Annotated in this window: 23 protein-coding genes; 8 read left to right on the top strand and 15 right to left on the bottom strand. The window is 27.0% G+C overall.

Annotated features, from left to right (window positions below):
• Positions 1 to 94: 94 nt before the first annotated feature.
• From BLT70_RS06795 to BLT70_RS06785, 3 genes are all read right to left on the bottom strand, one after another.
• Complete coding sequence (locus tag BLT70_RS06795) at positions 95 to 2611, bottom strand: outer membrane beta-barrel family protein (protein ID WP_091892891.1); 2517 nt, start codon at positions 2609 to 2611, stop codon at positions 95 to 97.
• 194 nt (positions 2612 to 2805) lie between these two features.
• The gene (locus BLT70_RS06790) at positions 2806 to 3621 is read right to left on the bottom strand and encodes an AraC family transcriptional regulator (protein WP_091892889.1); all 816 of its coding nucleotides are present in this window, start codon (positions 3619 to 3621) and stop codon (positions 2806 to 2808) included.
• Between the two features lie 88 nt (positions 3622 to 3709).
• Positions 3710 to 4162 (bottom strand): cold-shock protein, encoded by a 453-nt coding sequence (locus tag BLT70_RS06785; RefSeq protein ID WP_091892887.1) that lies wholly within the window; start codon positions 4160 to 4162, stop codon positions 3710 to 3712.
• Between the two features lie 248 nt (positions 4163 to 4410).
• Here BLT70_RS06785 and BLT70_RS06780 point away from each other — a divergent pair, with 248 nt between their 5' ends.
• From BLT70_RS06780 to BLT70_RS06765, 4 genes are read left to right on the top strand one after another with little or no spacing between them, the layout of a single operon-like run.
• Complete coding sequence (locus BLT70_RS06780; protein ID WP_091892885.1) at positions 4411 to 5082, top strand: TetR/AcrR family transcriptional regulator; 672 nt, start codon at positions 4411 to 4413, stop codon at positions 5080 to 5082.
• 2 nt (positions 5083 to 5084) lie between these two features.
• Positions 5085 to 6749, top strand: coding sequence for a peptidase domain-containing ABC transporter (locus BLT70_RS06775; RefSeq protein WP_091892883.1), 1665 nt, complete (start codon positions 5085 to 5087; stop codon positions 6747 to 6749).
• A 6-nt stretch (positions 6750 to 6755) separates the two neighbouring features.
• Positions 6756 to 8114, top strand: a complete 1359-nt coding sequence (locus tag BLT70_RS06770; protein ID WP_091892881.1) for an HlyD family secretion protein — start codon at positions 6756 to 6758, stop codon at positions 8112 to 8114.
• A 30-nt stretch (positions 8115 to 8144) separates the two neighbouring features.
• Positions 8145 to 9548: a TolC family protein gene (locus BLT70_RS06765; RefSeq protein ID WP_091892879.1), complete on the top strand. Its 1404-nt coding sequence runs from the start codon at positions 8145 to 8147 to the stop codon at positions 9546 to 9548.
• A 13-nt stretch (positions 9549 to 9561) separates the two neighbouring features.
• On the opposite strand, the gene BLT70_RS06760 is transcribed toward BLT70_RS06765, so the two are convergent.
• Both BLT70_RS06760 and BLT70_RS06755 read right to left on the bottom strand, forming a co-directional pair.
• Positions 9562 to 9762, bottom strand: coding sequence for a helix-turn-helix transcriptional regulator (locus BLT70_RS06760; RefSeq protein WP_091892877.1), 201 nt, complete (start codon positions 9760 to 9762; stop codon positions 9562 to 9564).
• Between the two features lies 1 nt (position 9763).
• Positions 9764 to 10207, bottom strand: coding sequence for a hypothetical protein (locus BLT70_RS06755; protein WP_091892875.1), 444 nt, complete (start codon positions 10205 to 10207; stop codon positions 9764 to 9766).
• A gap of 126 nt (positions 10208 to 10333) precedes the next feature.
• Here BLT70_RS06755 and BLT70_RS06750 point away from each other — a divergent pair, with 126 nt between their 5' ends.
• Positions 10334 to 10768 (top strand): hypothetical protein, encoded by a 435-nt coding sequence (locus tag BLT70_RS06750; protein WP_091892873.1) that lies wholly within the window; start codon positions 10334 to 10336, stop codon positions 10766 to 10768.
• Between the two features lie 58 nt (positions 10769 to 10826).
• Here the strand turns inward: BLT70_RS06750 and BLT70_RS06745 are convergent, their stop codons facing one another.
• From BLT70_RS06745 to BLT70_RS06730, 4 genes are read right to left on the bottom strand one after another with little or no spacing between them, the layout of a single operon-like run.
• Positions 10827 to 11291: a MaoC family dehydratase gene (locus tag BLT70_RS06745; RefSeq protein WP_091892871.1), complete on the bottom strand. Its 465-nt coding sequence runs from the start codon at positions 11289 to 11291 to the stop codon at positions 10827 to 10829.
• Positions 11292 to 11295: 4 nt separating this feature from the next.
• Positions 11296 to 11919, bottom strand: a complete 624-nt coding sequence (locus tag BLT70_RS06740) for a trimeric intracellular cation channel family protein (protein WP_091892869.1) — start codon at positions 11917 to 11919, stop codon at positions 11296 to 11298.
• Between the two features lies 1 nt (position 11920).
• Positions 11921 to 13042 carry a DEAD/DEAH box helicase gene (locus BLT70_RS06735; RefSeq protein ID WP_091892867.1) on the bottom strand — a complete coding sequence of 374 codons (1122 nt, stop codon included), beginning with the start codon at positions 13040 to 13042 and terminating at the stop codon, positions 11921 to 11923.
• A gap of 32 nt (positions 13043 to 13074) precedes the next feature.
• Positions 13075 to 13470, bottom strand: a complete 396-nt coding sequence (locus BLT70_RS06730; protein ID WP_091897490.1) for a thioesterase family protein — start codon at positions 13468 to 13470, stop codon at positions 13075 to 13077.
• A gap of 104 nt (positions 13471 to 13574) precedes the next feature.
• On the opposite strand from BLT70_RS06730, the gene BLT70_RS06725 reads away from it, so the two are divergent.
• On the top strand, positions 13575 to 14912 hold the full coding sequence (locus tag BLT70_RS06725; protein ID WP_091892865.1) for an MATE family efflux transporter: 1338 nt from the start codon (positions 13575 to 13577) through the stop codon (positions 14910 to 14912).
• Between the two features lie 76 nt (positions 14913 to 14988).
• Here BLT70_RS06725 and BLT70_RS06720 read toward each other — a convergent pair whose 3' ends face one another.
• The gene (locus BLT70_RS06720) at positions 14989 to 15660 is read right to left on the bottom strand and encodes a DUF2461 domain-containing protein (RefSeq protein WP_091892863.1); all 672 of its coding nucleotides are present in this window, start codon (positions 15658 to 15660) and stop codon (positions 14989 to 14991) included.
• A 127-nt stretch (positions 15661 to 15787) separates the two neighbouring features.
• Here BLT70_RS06720 and BLT70_RS06715 point away from each other — a divergent pair, with 127 nt between their 5' ends.
• Positions 15788 to 16600 (top strand): DUF1853 family protein, encoded by an 813-nt coding sequence (locus BLT70_RS06715; RefSeq protein WP_091892861.1) that lies wholly within the window; start codon positions 15788 to 15790, stop codon positions 16598 to 16600.
• Positions 16601 to 16654: 54 nt separating this feature from the next.
• Here BLT70_RS06715 and creD read toward each other — a convergent pair whose 3' ends face one another.
• The 5 genes from creD to BLT70_RS06690 form a co-directional block, all read right to left on the bottom strand.
• Complete coding sequence (gene creD, locus BLT70_RS06710; protein ID WP_091892859.1) at positions 16655 to 18016, bottom strand: cell envelope integrity protein CreD; 1362 nt, start codon at positions 18014 to 18016, stop codon at positions 16655 to 16657.
• A gap of 180 nt (positions 18017 to 18196) precedes the next feature.
• The gene (locus BLT70_RS06705) at positions 18197 to 19309 is read right to left on the bottom strand and encodes an efflux RND transporter periplasmic adaptor subunit (protein WP_091892857.1); all 1113 of its coding nucleotides are present in this window, start codon (positions 19307 to 19309) and stop codon (positions 18197 to 18199) included.
• 19 nt (positions 19310 to 19328) lie between these two features.
• A complete protein-coding gene (locus tag BLT70_RS06700; RefSeq protein ID WP_091892856.1) occupies positions 19329 to 20573 on the bottom strand; it encodes an ABC transporter permease in 1245 nt (414 codons plus the stop codon).
• Positions 20574 to 20575: 2 nt separating this feature from the next.
• Complete coding sequence (locus BLT70_RS06695; protein ID WP_091892854.1) at positions 20576 to 21808, bottom strand: ABC transporter permease; 1233 nt, start codon at positions 21806 to 21808, stop codon at positions 20576 to 20578.
• Between the two features lie 2 nt (positions 21809 to 21810).
• A complete protein-coding gene (locus tag BLT70_RS06690; protein WP_091892852.1) occupies positions 21811 to 22503 on the bottom strand; it encodes an ABC transporter ATP-binding protein in 693 nt (230 codons plus the stop codon).
• Between the two features lie 175 nt (positions 22504 to 22678).
• Between BLT70_RS06690 and BLT70_RS06685 the strand changes: the two genes are divergently transcribed.
• Positions 22679 to 23095: a thiol-disulfide oxidoreductase DCC family protein gene (locus BLT70_RS06685; RefSeq protein WP_091892850.1), complete on the top strand. Its 417-nt coding sequence runs from the start codon at positions 22679 to 22681 to the stop codon at positions 23093 to 23095.
• Positions 23096 to 23106 lie beyond the last annotated feature (11 nt).

The raw sequence follows: 23106 nt of genomic DNA, 5'->3' as shown, positions 1-23106 counted from the left end.
TCAGAAACAAAAAAAAAAGAAACAAAACTAAAATTCATAAAAAAATCCTTCAAATTAAGACTTGAAGGATTTTTTATTTTAAATAAACACTAACTTAAAACTCTCTCTTCCCAAATTCACTATCAATAAATTTCGATTTATTTTTAGCTGCATTAAACGTATAAGAAAGGTTTAACGAAACCATATCTACTTCATACACATAGTTTGTTGTGGTATAAAATTGATCTGGTCTTGATGTTGAAATACGTTGCTCATTGGTATTTAATAAACCCATATCTATATTTTGCCATTGTAATGTTGCTGTTAATTTGTCATCCATAAACTTTTTTATAAATGTTAAGTTTGGTGAATAAAAACGAGAATCTTCTCCCATAGCTGTATTTCTATCAGATAAATAATTAAAGGTAAATTGCAAAGAAGCATTTTTCCAAAAATTATAAGTAGAATTTACATTAAAAGAATAAATAGTAGATTTAGAATCAATATCATAATTTCTTTCTACTCCATCTCTATGTTTAAAATTTAAAATACCATCAATTACATAATTATACACATTTGCACCAATAGAATTAGACCAATTACTTGTTGGTTTAATTGTTGCACCAACTTCTAAACCAATAGATTTACTTTTACCAACATTAGAATAGACTCTATTAATAATACTGTCTATTACAGCGCCATTTGCTTCATAAGCCAACGTATTTACACGATTTATAACATTATTTACATGTCTAAAATATGCGGTTGCATATATCGAATTTCCTCCTTTTAGCTTTTTAGTAATTCCTAACTCTACTAAATCTATAAATTCTGGCAACAAGGTATTATCTCCTTGTTCAAAAACTTCTGAATGTTCACGTTCTGCAAAACTATTCATCATAAAAGTAGTTGTGCGCTCTACTCTTTTACTATAAGCCGTTTTTATATTTGTTTTATCATCAATTTTATATTGTAAAGACGCTGAAGGAAATAATTTTACAAAATCATAATCATAAACGTTTTCTGTAGTTTCGCTTTGTAAAGCTTCTTTATAGGTTCTATCCATAGCTTCTAAACGTAAACCTGCTGCATAATCCCATTTACTTTTAGAACCTGTAATTTGCGCGTAACCAGCATGAATACTTCTTTTTAAGCTAACATCACTAGAAAATTCATCAACTTGAACACCATCTCTTTCATACACAAATTTACCTGTATGATCTAAATCTCTATATTGATAACCTGTTTCTAAAGTTCCAAAAGAAAAAGGTTTCCACAGATAATCTAAATTAAAACGAGCACCATATAAAGGATTATCATTTGTATTGTATTCTTTTTGATATACAATATTGTTATCAGGATGTCCTAAATTATCATTTTCTGTTGGACCTCCTAAAAAAGTATATTCATATAAAACTGATGTTGATATTTTAGATTCATTATTAAACTTATGCGCATAATCGAAACTACCTAAAGCAAAATCTCCTTTTCTGATTCTTAAATTATGATTGTAATATGCAAAAGTATAATCTCTTGTAGAACCACCAATTGGAGAAATTGAATGATTATCATAATAAACAATATCCGCCAAACGTTCTTTTGTACGTTTCCCAGCAAAAAGACCTAAAGAATAAGAATCTGATTTATTTGGCGTATAATCTACATTAAATCTACCATTATAAGTAACTTCATCAAAACTACGCTCACCATCCGAAGGCAAAAAAGTAGTTTTATTTTCTGCTTGATTTACAATAAACATATCTCCTTCTCTTCTCCCAGACTTGTCATTTCTTTGATAGCTTGCGCCAAAAGAAAGATTCCAATTATCTGTTCTTTTATTAATAGTAGCGTCAATTCCGTATCTTTTTGATGCTACTTTTGTATCATAATCTTCAATTGCAGGAAAACCTCCTCTAACATTAACTTGCGCAAAAGTTCCGTTAATTGCTCCTTTTTTGGTGATGATATTTAAGATTCCACCTTTTCCTTCTGGATCATATTTTGCAGAAGGCGCAGTTATTAACTCTATACTTTCTATAGCATTTGCCGGTAATTGCGCTAAAATTGCACTTGCATCTCCTTGCGTTGGTTTGCCATTAATTAAAACTGAAAAACCTTTACTACCACGAACGCTAATTTCTCCTAAACCATCAACAGTTACAGAAGGTAAATTTTTTACAACATCTACAGCATTTCCTCCAACAGTACTTTGGTATTTTTTTGTATCAAAAACTTGACGGTCAATTTTATGTATAACAGCACTTTTTTCTGATTTTACAACAACTTCATTCAACTGATTTCCAGAGCCTAAAACTAATGTTAATGTTCCTATATCTTTTTTCTCTCCCTTTTTATTGATAACAATTGATGTAATTGTTTTTACTTGATAACCAATAAAAGAAGCTTCTATATAATAGTTTCCTGGTTTTACATCAGTAAAAGAAAATAAACCCTCAAAATTAGTTACAACACCTGTTACAAGTGCTTTGTTATTTGTTTGATACAAAGCTACAGATGCATATTCTAACGGATAATTGTCTCCTGAATCTACAATTTTACCGCTAATTTGAGCTACAGTAAACTGACTTACAATAAATGCCAGTAATAAAAATACATTTTTTTTTAAATTCATTGAAATACGTTTTAATTAGTTTTAAGTTAATTACATTATAATGTGGTTAGATTAAATAAATGTAAAAGTTTAATTGGTTGTTTTATTATTGATTTCACAAAAAGATAAAGCATCCTAAAAAAACTTTTAAATAATTCCTTACAAAAGTAATTTAGAGTTTACTATTAAAATGGTTTATTTGAAAATTTTACGGTTTAAGATGTTTTGTTTTTTATTTTAAATTGTTTTGGAGTTTCTCCTGTATAACGTTTAAAATATTTTGTAAAATTAGAAGCATCATTAAACTCTAAACTGTAAGCAATATCGCTAATTGTTTCATTAGTATACAATAAGCGTCTTTTAATCTCTTTAATAATATGATCTGCTATAATATCTGATGCCGATTTATTATATTCTTTTCTACAAATTACATTTAAATTTTGAGGTGTAGTATTTAATTTATCCGCATAAAATTGTACATTATTTTTTAGTGCTTGTGATAAACAGTCTGCAAATTGTAATACTAAATTTGTAGTTTCTACTTTTTCAATATTTGCATAATCTACTAATTTAGAAAGTAAAGCTTTTAATCCGCCTTCAATGGCTTCTTTATTTATTACTTGTTGTTGTTTTTCCCAAGTTAATGCTTTAAAGAGTGCTTTTAATGAAACATCATTTTTAGTAGCCTTAATTTTTGATTTTTGTTGTAGTTTTAATAACTGATAATTAATAAATTTATCTAAGGTTTTTTCTAAAAAAACCTCTTTTATAATAATAACATATCCTTTGGGTTTGGTTGTTATTTCCCAATGATGAACTTCATCTCTTTTAATAAAAAAAATAGTTGAAGGTTTTATTTTATAACTTTTTAAATCTACATGATGATAACCAGAACCTTTAATAAAATATACAATTTCTAAATATTTATTGTGCTTATGAGGTTTTGTGTACCTCTTATTTACATCAAACTTTTCAATTTTAACATCTTTATAATCGGCAATTTTATTATAAGTATCAATTTTATTATCCATAAAAATATTTCTTAATAGGTTGTAAAAAAATTCATAAAAAAAATCCTTCTATAGAGAAGGATTTTTTTTATAATATGTAAATAAGTGATTAAATTTTCTTAACTTTTACTGCATTTAAACCACGCATTCCTTTTTCTAATTCAAAAGAAACTTTATCGTTTTCTGTAATTTCATCAATGATACCACTAATGTGTGTAAAATATTTTTCGTTGTTTTCTGTATCAATAATAAACCCAAATCCTTTAGAAGAATCAAAGAAAGAAACTTTACCTTTTCTCACTGGGTCTTCTTCTGGTAAATCTTCTTTTTTAGTAACAGAAATTTGAATATCTTCTAATTCATATTCTACTTTTAAATCTGGATCTGGTGGAGTATCGGTTAAATTTCCGTTATGATCTACATAAGCAAACTGAATTCCAGAAGTTCCATTTTCTTCTTTTTCAGCTTTTCTAGCTTCCATTTTCTTTTGTTTATCCAAACGTTTTTTTAAACGTTTTTTTTCTTTTTCACTCTTACTAAATGTTTGTTGCGATTTTGCCATTAATATCTACTACTGTTTTTAAATTAATATTCTGGTAAGATAAAATACTTAACCGAAATTCAAAATCAAACTTATTTAACTTGTTTAATGTGTGAAGTGTATTCTGTCTTATTGACTACAAATATAATATTTTAAAAAGATATTTTAATTAATTTAATATAATTTATGTTAAATAATCATTAAATAAAAGTATTAATACTAATACTTAATAGTAATACTATTATATTTGCAACTTAAATGATTTTAAAATGAAAGATTTATTATCCGTACTTAAAATTTCTGTGCCTGATAAAATATTTATCAAGGATCCAGAAACTTCAAATTTAGGACAGAGAATTATAGAACAAAGCATTATATTGATAAATGAAATTGGATTCGAAAATTTTACTTTTAAAAAATTAGGAACTAAAATTGGCTCTAACGAAAGCTCTATTTATAGATATTTTGAGAGTAAACATAAATTGCTTTTATATTTGTCTTCTTGGTATTGGGCTTGGATAGAATATCAATTAGTTATTGAAACATTTAGCATTTCTAATGATTTAGAAAAGTTAAAAACAGCAATTTTAATTGTTACAAGAACCATAAAAGTTGATAGTAAATTCTCACATATTAACGAACCTTTACTATACAGAATTATTGTTAATGAAAGTTTTAAATCTTATTTAACTAAAGAAGTTGATATAGAAAATAAAGAAGGATATTTTGAAATCTACAAACGTTTAATTGCTAGATTAGAGCAAATGATAATTGCTGTAAAACCAGATTATAAATATGGTTTAAGTTTAGCAAGTACTATTCTAGAAGGAAGTTTACATCAACATTTTTTGTTCGAACATTTTCCTTCAATAACAAGTTGTAAAAATGAAGAAACTCCAACAAATTTTTTCATACATTTAGTTACTAAAATATTAAAATAATTATGGCTAAAAATCAATTAACTCCTTGGCAACGATTTATAGAGTTGTTAAAATTAGAGAAAAGAGATATTTTTCAAATTTTTTATTATGCTATTTTTGGCGGAATTGTAGCTTTATCTTTACCTCTTGGAATTCAATCAATTATAAACCTAATACAAGGTGCACAAATTTCTACATCTTGGATCATTTTAGTAATTATTGTAACAATTGGGGTTCTTTTTTCTGGAGCTTTACAATTAATGCAGTTAAGAATTATAGAATCCATACAACAAAGAATTTTTACAAGAGCTTCTTTTGAATTTAGTTATCGTTTTCCTAAAATTAAAATGAACGAATTGCGCGATTATTATCCACCAGAATTAGCAAATCGTTTTTTTGATACATTAACAATTCAGAAAGGTTTATCTAAACTCTTAATTGATGTACCAACAGCTTTATTACAAATTATTTTTGCATTGATTTTATTATCATTTTATCATCCTTTTTTTATCATTTTTGGCATTCTTTTACTGATGTTAATTTATATTGTTTTTAAATTTACTGCACAAAGAGGTTTAGAAACCAGCTTAATGGAATCTAAAATAAAATACAAAGTTGCCCATTGGATTCAAGAAGTTGCAAGAACTGTTGTTAGTTTTAAAATTTCTGGAAACACTAATTTGGCAATGTCTAAAAATGATAATTTAGTTAATAAATACTTAGAAGCTAGAGAAAATCATTTTAGAATTTTGATTTTACAATTCATGCAAATGATTAGTTTTAAAGTAATTGTAACTGCAAGTCTGTTATTAATTGGTGGCGCTTTGGTATTAAATCAAGAAATGAATATTGGGCAATTTGTTGCTGCAGAAATCATTATTCTTTTGGTAATTCAATCTGTAGAAAAATTAATAATTGGGTTAGAATCTTTTTATGATGTGCTAACATCCATAGAAAAATTAGGACAAGTTGTTGATAAAAAATTAGAATCTCAAAAAGGAGAAAGACCTATTTTTAAAAATGGATTAACAGTAGAATTAGATGCGGTTTCTTATGGTGTTGAAAATAAAGAAAAACATATTATCAAGAATTTATCTTTAACTATTAAACCCCAAAGTAGGATTTTAATTATGGGAGAAAGTGGTGCTGGTAAATCTAGTTTATTACGCTTAATTTCTGGAGTTATAGAACCTATTTCTGGAAACATTTATGTAAATAATTTATCATTAAAAAGCTTACATTTAAATCATTACAGATCACAACTTGGTTTATCACTTTCAGAAGAATCACCTTTTGAAGGTTCTATTAGAGATAACCTTGTTTTTGGAAACAAATCTATAAAAGACGAAATTATATTTAATGCTTTAGAAGTTGTTGGATTAACTCAATTTTTAAAAGAACAGTCTAAAGGTTTAGAAACAATTTTATATCCAGAAGGTAAACAAATGTCATATACAATAGCTAAAAAAATAATTTTAGCTAGAGCTATCATAAAGCAACCAAAAATTATGATTTTAGAAGATCCTTTAGATCAATTTAATTTAGAGGAAACTGTAAAAATAATTGGCTATTTAACAGATCCTAAACAACCTTGGGCTTTAATTGTAGTAAGCAGTAAAAAAAGTTGGAGAACAAAATGTAATCAAATAATTACCTTAGAAAAAGGTGAAATTAAATCTATAAACTAAAAAAAGATGTTAAATATATCTAACAATCGAGTAAATAAAAAAGTAGATTTAAAACAATTTAAATCTGGTCAAAAAATCTTTGATAAAGAATATTATAAATCATTTAATAAGTTTCTATTAGCTTTTGCTATTTTAGGTTTTATTGTACTCTTTTTACCTTGGACACAAAATATTACAGGAAAAGGTTTGGTAACTACCTTAACGCCAGAACAAAGACCACAAACAATTCAATCTCAAATTCCTGGCAGAATTGAGCAATGGTTTGTAAAAGAAGGAGATCATGTAAAAAAAGGAGATACAATTCTAAGAATTTCTGAAATTAAAAGCGATTATTTTGATACTAAATTAATTGAAAGAACTACAGATCAAATTAATGCAAAAACATCATCTGTAGATTCTTATCAATTAAAAGTAGCTGCTTTAAATAGACAAATTTCTGCTTTATCTGATGAAAGAAAATTAAAACTAGAACAATCAGAAAATAAATTATTACAGTCTAAACTAAAAGTAAAAAGCGACAGCATCGATTATGAAGCTGCAAAAACCAATATTTTAATTGCAGAAAAACAATTTAAAAGAACCAAAACTTTACAAGATGAAGGTTTAAAAGCTGTAAAAGATGTTGAAGAAAAACGATTGAAATTACAAGAAACTCAAGCGAAATTAATATCACAAGAAAATAAATTATTGGCTTCAAAAAATGAAGTTTTAAATGCTAAAATTGCTATTTCTAGTGTAAAAGCTAATTATACAGATAAAATTTCAAAAGCAGAAAGCGATAAGTTTACTGCAGAATCTAGTGGTTTTGATGCGAAAGCACAAGTATCTAAATTAGAAAATAGTAACAGTAATTATAAGGTTAGAAATAGTTTATTATACATAACTGCGCCGCAAAATGGGTATATTAACAAAGCGATAAAAGGCGGAATTGGAGGAACTTTTAAAGAAGGCGAGGATTTAGTTGGTATTATGCCAGAAAAATACGATTTAGCTGTAGAAACTTTTGTACGTCCAATAGATTTACCGCTTTTACATATTAATGAAAAAGTACGTGTACAATTTGATGGTTGGCCTGCAATTGTATTTTCTGGTTGGCCAAATGCTTCTTACGGAACTTATGGCGCAAAAGTAATTGCAATTGAACGTTTTATTAGTGATAATGGTAAATACAGAATATTATTAGCACCAGATGACGATGGTATAACTTGGCCAGAAGTTAGAGTTGGTTCTGGCGCAAAAACAATTGCATTGTTAGAAGATGTACCAATTTGGTTCGAATTATGGAGACAAATTAACAGTTTCCCTCCTAACTATTATCAGCCAGAAAATAATAAATCTGTCAAATCTGATTCAAAAAAGAAATAAAAAATAATCAATATTTATATGATTAAACTTATGAAAAAAAGTGTTTTATTCTTGCTTTTACTGATGTCTTTTCAACTATTTTCTCAAGAAAAAGCAAACTCTGTATTAACTTTGTCAGAATTTTTAGGCTATGTAAAAACCTATCATCCAATTGTAAAACAAGCAAATCTTATTATCAATAATAGCGAGGCAAAATTATTAAAAGCTAGAGGTGCTTTTGATCCAAAAATTGAAATAGATTTTGACAAAAAACAGTTTAAAGAAAAAGAATATTACAATAAATTAAATGGCGCTTTTAAAATACCAACATATTATGGTTTAGAGTTTAAAGCCAATTTTGAAAATAATGACGGATATTATCTAAACCCAGAATCTACAGTGCCTACAGATGGTTTATATGCTGCTGGTGTTTCTGCATCTATTTTAAAAGGTTTATTAATTAACGAAAGAATGGCTTCTTTAAAACAAGCAAAATTGTTTTTAAATCAGGCAAAAGAAGATCAACAAATATTGGTAAATGAAATTTTATACAATGCTTCTTTATCTTATTTTAAGTGGTTAAAAACATATAATGAAAAAGTAGTTTACCAAGATTTTTTAGAGAATGCAGAAATCCGTTTTAAAGGAACAAAAAAAGCTTTTTTAGAAGGTGATAAAGCAGCAATTGACACTATTGAAGCAGGAATTACTCTTAATGAAAGAATGTTAAATTTAGAAAAATCTCGTATAAAATTAGTAAAATCTTCTTTAGAATTGTCTACCTTTTTATGGCTAAATAACAATACTCCAATTGAGTTACAAGAACATATAATTCCTGATGAAAACACCTTAAACTCTATTGATACAACTTTTAATATTGCGTTGTTTAACAATGCCGATTTTGACATTAATAATCATCCAAAGGTAAAATCTTTAAGGTATAAAATAGAAAGTTTACAGGTTGATAAAAACCTAAAAACAAACAATTTATTACCTAAACTAGATGTTCAGTATAATTTTTTAACTCAAAAACCTAGAGAATTAAATTCTTTAAATGTTGATAATTATAAAGCCGGAATTAATTTTAAATTACCTTTATTTTTAAGAAAAGAAAGAGGTGATTTAAAGTTATCAAAAATTAAATTACAAGAGACAAAATATGAAAATGAAGTTGCAAAAATTTCTATCAAAAATAAGATTGATGCTTTGCAACAAGAATTATCTTCTTTTGTAACTCAAAGTAATTATTTAGCGAACATTGTTAAAGATTATAACACCTTGTTAAATGCAGAAGAACGTAAGTTTTTCTTAGGTGAAAGTTCTTTATTTTTAGTGAATTATCGTGAATCTAAATTGATAGAAACAAAACTAAAAGCAATTGTTTTAGAAAATTCGTTCTTTGAGGCAAAAGCAAATTTATTTAAAGCAGCTGTAATTTCTATTTCTGAAGAATAATTTTTAAATTACTTTAATCAGTTTCTTCTAAAACAAAAAAATCGTTTATAGGAATTTTAAAAACTGTTGATAATTTTAACGCCAAAACTGTTGAAGGAACATACCTGTTTTTTTCTATAGAATTAATAGTTTGTCTAGAAACTCCTATTTTTTTTGCTAAATCGTCTTGCGTTAAATCTAAAATTGCACGTTGAACTTTTAAAGTATTTTTCATCTTATTTATTCATTCGTTTTAATTGCCAAAAAAATAACAATTGTACAATTAGCATAAAAAATAATACCTGAAAATAATCAAAAGATTTCATTTCTTCATTTTGATTAAATAAAAAAGCTACTGCATAATTAATTAAAGGTTGTGTTAAAGAATATACAATTGCCATAATAAAAGCAAGTCTATAAGATTGAGAGCGTAAACTATCAATAAATTCATCTTCTAATTTTTCTTTTGATAAAGAAATTATTAGTAAACCAATTAATAAAACTCCATGTAAAATTGGTCTAATCCATTCAGAATCTTCAAAATATTTTCTTGCAATCATAATAACAAATGTGCCAATAGCAATACTATATCCTACTTTTTTATACTGATGCCCCAATTGAAATTTATTCATTTTTTCTAAATGGTTTCTTTCTCTTTCACAAATTGATTCTTTTGACATGGTTTTATATTTTACAATTAGACAAATTAATTATACATAATGACAAATATACTTTACATTTTGTAATTTAACAACTTTTTTTGATTACTTTTAAATATTCAATAAACTAATCAAAAAATTTATAGCATGACATCAAACACAAACAAACCAAATAGATTATTCTGGATCATAGGCGTTATTGCATTAATATGGAACTCGATGGGAATAGATGGCTATATAAATCAGGTTTATCAAACGAAACGTTTTAAAACGATGTACACAGAAGAGCAATTAGAAATTATTTTTAATTTACCATCTTATGTTACAGCTGCTTTTGCAATTGCCGTTTTTTCTTCTGTTATTGCATCTATATTATTTTTGTTAAGAAAAAAATTAGCAAAAACATTTTTTCTGATTGGTTTAATAGCCGTTTCAGTACAGACATTTTATAATGTTTTTTTAAATCCTGGAAAAGAAATGTATAGAACTGTAGAATATTCTATGCTTATTTTAATTCCTTTATTTGCTCTTTTTCTTTATTGGTATACAAAAAAATGTGCAGATGATGGTATTTTAAATTAGAAATACTGATATAGAAAAGATCTAGACAACGCTCGAATTGACGACTTAACAACTTTTTTTATTCGTATAAAGCAGCTAAAAATTCTGCAACACAAGCTGGTTTTTCTTGTCCTTTAATTTCTATAGTACAAGAGAATGTAACTTTAATTCCGTTGTTTGCTAAATCTTCAATTTCTTTAACAACTGTATGCATTCTTAACTCACTATTTACAGGAACAGGATTTGGAAAACGAACTTTATTTAAGCCATAATTTAAGCCCATTTTTACACTTTTAATAGAAAATGATTCTTCTAAAAGTTTAGAAATCATAGAAACAGACATAAATCCGTGAGCAACTGTACTTTTAAAAGGAGATTCTTTTGCTGCTCTTTTTTCATCAACATGAATCCATTGTTTGTCTAAAGTTGCGTTAGCAAAATCGTTAATCATTTGCTGATTAACAATATACCAATTTCCTGATGGTAATTGTTTGCCTAACATCAACCTAAATTCTTTGAAATTTTCAAAAACTAATGGTTTCATACTACTATGTTTTTGTAAATAAATCGTCTTTAATTTTTGGTAATTGTAATTGAAATCGAACAGCAATAACTCTAATTATTACAATTACAAAAGCTGCAATTACAAAAATGATGTTTTCTTTAACTCCAAAACTATTTAAAATTAAATAGGTAATTCCGCCAGCTAAACAAGCTGATGCATAAATTTCTTTCTGAAAAATTAAAGGAATTTTATTTGTTAAAACATCTCTTAAAACACCACCAAAAACAGCAGAAATCATTCCCATAATTAAAGCAACAACAGGATGTAAATTAAACAATAACCCCTTTTTTAAACCTAATAAAGTAAAAACACCAATGCCAATGGTATCAAACAAAAACATGGTTTTACTTAAGGGTGCAATTTTACTTTTAAATAAGAAAGTTAAAATAACAGCAGCTAAAATTGTCCATAAATAATTTAAATCACCAATCCAATTTATTGGGTGTGCATTCATTAAAACATCACGTAACATTCCACCACCAACTGCGGTAACAAAGGCAATAATTAAGACTCCAAATAAATCAAACTTTTTATCAGAAGCAACCAAAGCACCACTAATTGCAAAAGCAAACGTTCCAAGAATATCTAAAACGTAAATAAGCTCCATTTTACACAGTTACTTCAGTAAATTTAATATTTAATTCTTTTTGAATTTCATGAATACGTTCTAATTCATAGGGTAAAATAAAAACCAAAGAAGTTCCGGTTTTTCCTGCTCTTGCAGTTCTACCACTTCTGTGCGTATAATATTCTAATTGTTCTGGTAATTGATGATGAATTACAAATTCTAATCCGCTCACATCAATTCCACGTGCAGAAACATCCGTAGAAATTAAATACTGTAAACTTTCATTTTTAAAAGCACGCATTACTTTATCGCGTTCTTTTTGTTGCATATCACCTTCTAAAGCAGCCGCAGAAAAACCTTCTTCAACTAAATGATGTGCTAAATTTTGTGCACCAGCTTTTGTTCTACAAAAAATAATGCCTCTACTTGCTTCTCTTTTTAATAAATAAGTAATAATATCTGCAGGTTTATCTTTAATCGTAGTTTTTACAAATTGATGTCTGATGTTTGCATTTACCAAAGAATTTCTATTAATTTCAACTCTTGGTGCATTTGCATCCATATAAGTTTTTATAATTTTTTTAATTTCTTCTGGCATTGTAGCAGAAAATAACCAAGTTTTTCTGTTAGATTCTGTTGTGAATTTTAAAATTCTATTTAAATCTTGTTTAAAACCCATGCTTAACATTTCATCAGCCTCATCTAAAATAACCGTTTTTACATGACTGATATCAATACTGCCACGTTCAATTAAATCGATTAATCTTCCTGGAGTTGCCACAACAACATGTGTTGTTCTTTTTAAATTACCTATTTGACGATCAATTTTTTCTCCACCAAAAACAGCTTCAATAAAAATTTTCTCTTCATTATATTTTGTAAACTTAAAAAGTTGTTTCTTAATTTGTTGTACCAATTCTCTTGTTGGTGATAAAATTAATGCTTGAATATTGCCTTCGTTTGCATTAATTTTATGTAAAACTGGCAAACCAAAAGCAGCTGTTTTTCCTGTTCCTGTTTGTGCTAAACCAATAAAATCAGTTTCTGATTGTAATAAAATTGGAATGGTTTTTTCTTGAATTTCCGAAGGTGTAGAAATTCCTAATTCTTTTAATGATTGTATATATTCTTTACGAATTCCTAATGCAGAAAATGTTGACATTTATAGTATAGTTTAATTTTGCAAAGATACTTTTATTTGTTTGGCTGTAGCACTTTTAAAACGTTTTCTCTAATTCTTGTTGGCTTATAAGTTTTAGCATCTAACATTGCCCAAACTGTTTTCGATTTTGCAACTAAAATAGAATCCTTATAAAACTCAATTAATCGTTCTGATGTAAATCCTTTTGTTTCTCCCACCCAAGTTTTTGCAATAATTTCATCACCTAAAACTGCTTGACCTTTATAATCAATTTCATGTCTTGCAACAACCCAAATATATTCTGGCAAAGGATAGTTTTTCGTTAAAAATGCCCAATGATGAAATGCAACTTCATCCATCCATTTTACGTAAACCACATTATTTACATGATTTAAATCATCAATATCTTCTGATGAAACTGTGAATTTAACTTCAAAAATATTTTTCATTTTATCAATTTTAACAAACATAAAAAATTTAATATTTCTATAACAATTATTGATGCTTCATTTTATGTTATCTCTTTTTTAATGATGATCTTTGTAATAGATTTATGGCACAAATAGTAAGTGAATTAGGTACAGAAAAAATTAGTAAATTACTAATAAAACAAGCAGTTCCTGCAACTATAGGAATTCTTGTAATGTCATTAAACATGATTGTTGACACTATTTTTGTAGGTCAATGGGTTGGTGTTTTGGCAATTGCTGCAATTACTGTGGTTTTGCCAATTGCATTTTTAATTTCTTCTATAGGAATGGGAATTGGAATTGGTGGAAGCTCTATTATATCAAGAGCTTTAGGAGCAAAAGATACAGAAAAAGCTTTTCTAACTTTTGGAAATCAAGTTTCTTTAACCGTAATTTTAGCAATTCTTTTTGTAATTCTCGGTAGTGTTTTTAGTGTGCCTATTTTAAATTTATTTGGCGCTAAAGGAGACATTTTACCAATAGCATCAAAGTATTTTAGTGTGGTTATTTATGGCGTTCCTTTTTTAGCTTTTGCAATGATGGGAAACCCAACAATTAGAGCAGAAGGAAAACCAAAATTTGCCATGTACGCAATGATGATTCCTGCCGTTTTAAATGTTGTTTTAGATGTTGTTTTTATAAAATTTTTTAATTGGGGAATGTGGGGAGCAGGATTAGCAACTTCTATTTCTTTTGCAAGTTCTGGCTTATATATTTTATATTTCTTTTTATCATCTAAAAGTCAATTAAAAATTATTCCAAAAAACTTTAAATTAGATCCAAAAATACTTAGAGAAATTGTTGAATTAGGTGGTGTTTCTATTGTTAGACAAGGTGCAATTAGCATTTTAATGATCGTTTTAAACTACTCTCTTTTTACTTACGGAGGAGAAATTTCGATTTCTATTTTCGGAATTATAAATAGAGTTATGATGTTTTCTCTTTCTCCTGTTTTAGGAGTTTCTCAAGGATTTTTGCCTGTTGCTGGTTTTAATATTGGTGCAGAAAAAAATGAAAGAGTAAAAGAAACTATTAAAAAAGCAATTTGGTTTGGCTCAATTCTAGGAACTATTATTTTTATAGGAATTGTAATTTTAAAAGAAGAAATTATTTGGATTTTTACAGATGATATTACTTTGTTAGATAAAACACCAAACGCTATGTTGGTTGTGTTTTTAGTAACACCAATTGTTACGATGCAATTAATTGGTTCTGCGTATTTTCAAGCAGCAGGAAAAGCTTTGCCTGCTTTATTTTTAACACTTTTAAAACAAGGTATTTTCTTAATTCCGTTAGCGTATATTTTACCTAAATTTTATGGTATTAATGGTATTTGGTGGTCTTTTCCTATTGCTGATATACTTTCTACAATTATTACTGTTTGGATTTTAAAACGTGAAGTTGATAAGAATTTGAATTAATAAGCCCCTTTAATTCCCCAAAGGGGAAAACTCTAACTCTTAAAATCTGTGTGATTTTTTTTCATTTTCTTTATAATTAAACTAAAGATTCCCCATTTAAATTAGTCGTTAAAATATCGCTAAACAAATTAAAAAACGGACGTAATGCTTTAAAGCTTTTGTCTAATTCTTCTAAAAAGTTTTCTGATAAAACCTCTTGATCTGTAAAATTCCTGATGGCAATAAATCCTTTTTTACGCAATAAATCGATGTCTGCATGTTCTTTATCAAAACCTCTTGGTGCAGATTTTAATTCTTCTCCGTCAAATTTGCCTCCAAAGTATTTTAGATAATTTTTATCTGATAAAATTTCACGAATTTCAGTAGCATCTTGTTCAATTTCTTTTCTAATTCTGAATAAATCTTCTTTTTCTGGCTGCCAAAATCCGCCACCTAAAAAAGTTTCTCCTGATTTTATTTGTAAAAAATAACCACCTCGTAATTCTTTTCCCAATCTAGAAAAAGAAACTGCAAACCTAGGATTATAAGGAGTTTTATCTTTAGAAAAACGAACATCTCTATAGATTCTATAGATTTTCATTTTTTCAATTTCATCATGCTTTTCTAAATTCACTTGAATTTCTGCAAATACTTCTTTTACATGATTTTGAATTTCTGTAAAAGTAGGTTTGTGTTCTGTAAACCAATCTCTATTATTGTTTTTTTCTAAATCTTTTAAAAAATTAAAAGTGCTTTTCTGAAATTGCATTTTGATGATTTTTTGGGAGTTCAATTTACAAAGAATATTATAAAACAAACACTACTAATTCAAGAATAAAAATGATAGGATAGCATTTTTAATTGTGTAAATTCGTGCAATTAGTGTCTTATTATAAATGCATCAAAAAACAAAAATTATTCAGAAAAGATATGAAGGTTTTTTACAAACAAATTGTTTGTGGAAAGGCAACTCAATTTATAAATTAAATCAGTTTGAAATTGAACAGGTTTCATCAAAAATAAATATAGAGATTGATGAAAAATTACGCCTAGGAAAGTATATTGAACGTTTTGTTTCTTATCAATTAGAACAAGAAAAATCAATAAAAATTATTTCTGAGAATATTCAAATTCAGAAAGAAAAAATAACTTTAGGAGAATTAGATTGCATTATTTTAAAAGATAATAAACCAATTCATTTAGAAATTATTTATAAGTTTTATCTACATGATAATGCTGTTGGAGAAACAGAAATTGAGCATTTTATTGGTCCAAATAGAAAAGATTCTTTAGTTGAAAAATTAACAAAACTCAGCGAAAAACAGTTGCCTCTTCTCTACTCTAATGAATGTGTTCATTATTTAAAATCAATCAATTTAAATGTTGATGAAATAGAACAAGAAGTTTATTTTAAAGCTCAATTATTTGTTCCGTTTTTAGAAGAAAACATCATTTTAGAAGAACTAAATCAAGATTGTATTGTTGGGTTTTACATCAACAAAAAGGAATTAGAACAATTTAAAGATTCTAAGTTTTTTATCCCAAATAAAAAAGATTGGTTAATTATTCCTCATCAAAATGTAGATTGGCTCAATTTTAATCAGTTTAAAGAAAAATCAACGGAGTATTTAGAAAGAGAATTTTCTCCTTTCTGTTGGATGAAGTTTTTTAACGGAGAAATTAAAAAATTCTTTCTTGTTTGGTGGTAAAAAACACAAGAATACTATTTACTCTTGTGTTCATTTTTTTTAAGTTATTTAATATTAATTTATGCTCCAATCAATTTTTCTAGAGATTAACATTATTGCTGCTAAAATTATAAAAAGACCAATACTACCTACTAATAAAGCATAACTTTCTAATTGAATAATGATAAATATAAAAGTATACAAAATTGTTAATGACAAAAAGATTAAAATCATAAACTTAATATTTTTTAAAATACTTTTAGAATAAAAAGTTATTAAACCTATTACAGATATACTAGCAATAGTGTACGCTTTTAAGAAATTACTGTGTTCTGATATTGAAACAAGTAACGTATAAAACATTAAAAGTGCTAAGCCTATCATTAAATATTGAAAAGGATGCATATTAATTTTACTTATAGTTTGTATTAAAAAGAAAATTAAAAATGTTAAACTTATTACCAAAAAACCATATTTTGCTGAACGTAAACTCTTTTGATATTCATCCACAGGAATTTTAAAATTAACACCAAAATCAAATTCATTTAAATGAGGTAAACCATCAAAATGTTCTTGAGAAAAAGGTCTATTAATATCTAAAACTTTCCATTTTGCATTAAATCCATTTTTATTAATTTTATCTGGATTATAAGGTAAAAACTCTCCCATAAAATTTGCGGTTTTCCAACTAGAAACTATTTGTGCTTTTGTTTCTTTTCCTATGGGGATAAAACGGACATCCTTACTTCCTTTAACTTTAAAACCTAAGGAAAACAACACTTTTTCTTCAGTTTTTTTAAGCTCTTTAAAAGATAAAAAATTAGTCTCTAAAGTATAAAAATCTTTATTTCTTGCTTTTTTAAAATCTGCAGATGATAAGCTATAATCTTTGTTATTTATTTTAATTGAAAGATTAGTGCTTATCCCCTTTACATTTGTTGTTTTAAATATAATTTTACATTTATTCCATAAAATATTTTCTCTATTAACTTCTATTTTACTAAAGTCTATCGTTTTAAATTCTCCACTAATTGATATATTACTATTAAATACCGCAGTTGAATAAATACCCCTTTTTTTTTGCTCTGGATTAATATTAGAATTAATATCTAATTTATCAGGAAAAAAATAACCATACTTTATGTTTTCAATTAATTCTGTAGTTACTTGTTTAGTTTTTTCATTAGTTATAACTTTTTCTTTATAAATCTTATATGGAATTTTTAAGATTGGCCCATAAACTGCTACTTCATTTCCCCACTGTTTACTTATTTCATTTACTACATTCTTTTGATGATAGGATCTTTCTTCAATTAATCCTTCTATATACATTAAAGGTATCATTAAAATAAAACTTAAAACCCCAATCATTACCATTCTAGATGTTATTGAAGTTTTAATTTTTTGTAAAAATTTGTTTGGTTGTTGTTGCTCCATAATTTATAGTTTAAAAAGTTATTAAATACTTCAAAACTATAATTATTCTTTCCTCTTTTTATTAGTAAATGAGTAACTGTAGGTAAATAGTTAGAATTCGTTTTTATTTCTTAAAAAACTATTTTAAATAAAAAAAGGAACTCAAAATGAGTTCCTTTTTTTATAAAATCAAGCTAAATACTAATCAACTTTTTTATCATCATCATTAGAAGCTTTGTTCCAAATTTTGATTTTATCATCTTTTGTAACTCCTTCTAAAACTTCTACATTTACACCATCAGAAGTACCTAATTTTAATGTTTTATTTTCAAAAACACCTTCAGAAACTAATACTTCTACATAAGGCTCTTCTGTTTTTTTATCAAACTTTAATAATGCTTCTTTAATAGATAAAACACTATCTTTTTTCTCTAAAACAATATCTGCATTTGCACTATAACCAGCTCTAATAAAATATTTAGCATCTAAAGAAACATCAGCTTTAATTTTAAACTGTACAGCACCACCTTCTTCGGTTCCTTTTGGAGCAATAAAGTTTAGTTTTGCAGGAAACTTAACACCTTCAATTGCACCAATTGATACGTCAATATCTGAGCCACTTATTAATTTACCAACTTCTGATTCATCTACTTTTCCTTCAAAAATCATTTTACTCATATCTGCAATTGAAGCAATAGTTGTACCAGCGTTAAAGTTGTTAGATTGTATAACTTGATCTCCTTCTTTAACAGGAATTTCTAAAATTGTTCCAGACATTTGTGCTATAATATTTGTGTTTGCAGACGCACCTGAACCAGAAGATCCTTTTTTAATGATTTGATAATCATTTTGAGCATTCTTTAAATCTTGAATAGCTTGTTTATAAGTTACTTCAATAGTTTCAAATTCTGCTCTAGAAATAACACCTTTTTCAAATAAGTTTTTATTTCTATCATAAGAAACTTTAGCATTATTTAAACTAATTTTAATATTATCTACTCTACCTTTTGCGCTAATTAAAGATTGTTCATTAGGTACAACTCTTACCGTTGCAATTAAATCTCCTTTTTTAACTTTTGCACCTTCAAGTAGCATAATTTTATCAATTATACCTGTAATTTGAGGTTTAATTTCAATTTCTTCTAAAGGTGTAACTTTACCTGTTGCAACTGTTTTTTTTACAATTGTTGTTCTAAAAGGTGTTTCGGTTTCGTATTCTACAATATTTTTACTATTTTTCTTACCGAACCAAATTAAAGCAGCTATAAATAATACTGCTATAATAATTAAAATAATTTTTGATCTCTTACTCATGATTTCCTGTTAATTGATTTTATTCTTCTCTTAATGCTTCTATTGGTTTTACTACTGTTGCCATATGTGCAGGAATTAATCCAATTAAGGTTCCTAACACAATTAATGTGGCAAATGCTATCAATATAATTGGTATATTTACTGTAGGGTTAATTAATGCTGCATCTGGTCCTTGACCAAAAGCTGTATCTATAATATAGAGTACTAAACCTCCAAAAATAATACCTAACATACCAGCTATTGTTGTTAAAAAAACAGATTCTAATATAATTTGCTGACGAATATTTTTTGGTGTTGCCCCTAAGGCTCTTCTAATTCCTATTTCTTTTGTACGTTCTTTTACGGTAATAAGTAAAATATTACCAATAGCAAAAACTCCAGCAATTAAGGTTGCAATACCAACAAACCAAGTTAAAAATTGCATCCCTACTAAAAAACCTGTAATTTTTCCTATTTCTTTTCCTAAGTTTACGCTTCCAAATGCTCTTTCATCTTCTGGATGTACTTTATGAAGACCTTTTAAAGTTAGCAAAACATCTCTTTCCATTTGCTCAATATTTGTTCCTTCATTTGCTGTAATCATCATCCAATCTACTTTATTTGCAGTATTGTATACTTTTCTAAAAGTAGTAAAAGGAATATAAGCACAATCTCCGTCAAAATTTATGGTATTTGATGGTTTATAAACACCAATAACATTATAATTAATACTATTTATTTTAATTAATTGTCCTATCGGAAATTCACCTATATCAAACAACTGCTTATACATATCTTCTGATATAACTGCAACTTTTGCTATAGATAAAATATCATTCTGATTTAAAAAACGACCGTATAATAATTGTTTTTTCTGAATTTGATCTAAAATTGGATAATCTCCACTTACTTGAAAATCACCAGATTTAAAATCTTTTATAATTAAATTATTGGTTTGATTTCTTGGTGCTAATAATTTTATTTCATCAGAATATTCAGATTTTAAAACATCAATATCATTCATTGTTAATGTAAACCTTCTTCCTTCTTGAAAACCTTTAAAAGGTTTGTCTGTAGATTGGGTCCAAACAAAAACACTATTTGTTGCAAAATTTCCAAATAGCTTATTAAAACCATTTTCCATTCCTCTTGCAGCACCTAATAAAACAACTAACAAGAAAATACCCCATAACACACCAATTATAGTAATTGCTGTTCTCATTTTATTTTTACGAATGCTGCCGTAAATTTCTTGCCAAGTATCTGCTTCAAATAAAAAATTCATAGTTAGTCTGCTCTTAATGCTTCAATTGGTTTAATATTTGCTGCTCTTTTTGCTGGAACATAACCCGCAATTAATCCTGATAGAATTAAAACTATTGTTGCTCCTATTACAATTCCAGGACTTACACTTGGATCTTTAATAAAATATTTTTCTTCTAAACTATTACCTATTAAACTTAAAATATAAGTTCCTAAGGATAAACCTAAATAACCAGCAATTGTTGTTATTAAAACAGATTCTTGTACAACCATACCAACAATAGATGCTGGTGTTGCTCCTAAAGCCTTTCTAATTCCAAATTCTTTAGTTCTTTCTTTAATTACAAAAATCATAATATTAGAAATACCTATAATTCCTGCTACTAAAGTTCCTGACCCCACTAAAATTACAATAGCGTATAATACCCCCATAAACATACCAATACCTTTGTTTGCTTCTGCCATATTTCTAACAGAAAGCGCACTTTGATCATCTGGGTGAATATTTAATTTTTCTCGTAAATCACGTTCCATTTTATTTCCAAAAGCAATAGCTGCATCTAAACTTAAATTTGGATTGTATCCTAAATTAATCTGACTTATATAATCGTTATTACCATACATCATTTGTGATGTGGAAACAGGCATATATGCCATTCTTTCTTCATTATCTCCTCCTTCATCAGAAAAAATACCAATTACTAAAAAAGAACTTCCATTTACATTTACTCTTTTTCCTAAAGCTGGTCTTTCTCCAAATAAATCCTTTTTAATAAGTCTACCAATTACTAAAACTTTAGATTTTTCTTTAAGATCTCTTTCATTTAAATATCTACCTTCATCTATAATCGTTTTTTCTAAAAACTGATGATCTGGGTTTACAGCTCTTACACTGTAAGTACTAGCTTCATTTTTATATTTTATTGTAAAGTTTTTATAAATTCTTGCAGATTGATATTGAATTTTATTTTCATATGTTTCTTTAACATAATTGTAATCTGCATTTTTTAATTGAATTCTTCTACCTGTTTGTAACCCTTTATAGGGTTTAGAAGTTTTCCAAACACGCACAAACATTGAGTTTTGAGCATCATCAGCAAAAGCACTTGTAAATGAATTACTTAAACCACTTACAACACCAAATAAAAGAGTAAAAAGCAAAATGGCAAAAGAGACTGTAAAACCAGACATTACAGAACGTAACCTGTTTTTATTAATGCTTTGAAATATTTCTCTCCAACGATCTAAATCAAACATATTTAAACAGTTTTACCAACATTAGTTAATTCATCACTAATAATAAGACCGTCTTTTAAACGTACAATTCTTTTGGTTTGTTCTGCAACTTCTTCTTCGTGTGTTATTACAAAAACCGTCATTCCTTCATCATTAATATCTTGTAATAAATCCATAACAGAATCTGTAGTTGTAGAATCTAATGCTCCTGTTGGTTCATCTGCCAAAACAACTTTTGGTTTTGTAACCAAAGCTCTAGCAATTGCAACACGCTGTTTTTGCCCCCCAGAAAGTTCATTTGGTAAATGATTTGCCCATTCTTTTAAACCTACTTTATCTAAATAATCTAAAGCAATATCTAATCTTTCTTTTCTACTTATTCCTTTATAATATAAAGGTAATGCTACATTTTCTAGAGCAGTTTTATAAGAAATTAAGTTAAATGACTGAAAAACAAAACCTAAAAATTTATTACGTAAAATTGCCGCTTTTTTCTCATTTAAATCCTTAATAAGCTCACCATTTAAATAATAGTTTCCTTCATCATGAATATCTAATAAACCAACTATATTTAAAAGAGTAGATTTTCCTGACCCAGAAGACCCCATAATAGAGACAAATTCGCCTTCTTTTATATGTAAATCAATACCTTTTAATACATGAAGAGAATCTTTTCCGATAGGATAAGATTTGTGCATTTTTTCTATTCTAATCATTGGTTTGGTTATTTTTACGCTAAATTACTTATTGCAATGTTTATCAGTTATTAATTTTATGTTAAAAGCTACTAATAATGCAATATAAAGGTAAGACGCATCAAATAAAAAAATGTTACAAAGATTTTTAAAAAAGATGAGTACTTTTACATTTATATTCTACAATTACACCTAAATGGTTGATATACCTAAAAATAAAAAAATAATTCTTTTTGATGGTGTTTGCAATTTGTGCAATAATTCTGTACTTAAAGTAATTAAACACGATAAAAAAAATCTATTTGTTTTTGCCGCTTTACAATCTAAAAGCGGACAAGAAATTATTAGTTATTTAAAAATTGATATTTCTAAAATGGACTCTATTATTTTGTACGAACCTGGTGTTGCATATTACATTAAATCTACAGCAGCGTTAAAAATTATGAAATACTTTGGAGGATTTTGGTTTTTAACTCAAATTTTCGGACTTTTACCAGAGAAAATAAGAGATTATTTTTACGATTATATTGCCAAAAACAGATACAATTGGTTTGGCAAAAAAGAAAGTTGTATGATTCCAACGCCTGAATTGAAAGCTAAATTTATAAACTAATCCCCCATTCC

It is taken from the genome of Polaribacter sp. KT25b, from assembly GCF_900105145.1.
Lineage (GTDB): Bacteria > Bacteroidota > Bacteroidia > Flavobacteriales > Flavobacteriaceae > Polaribacter.
This window is presented reverse-complemented; position numbering and strand designations above follow the sequence as displayed.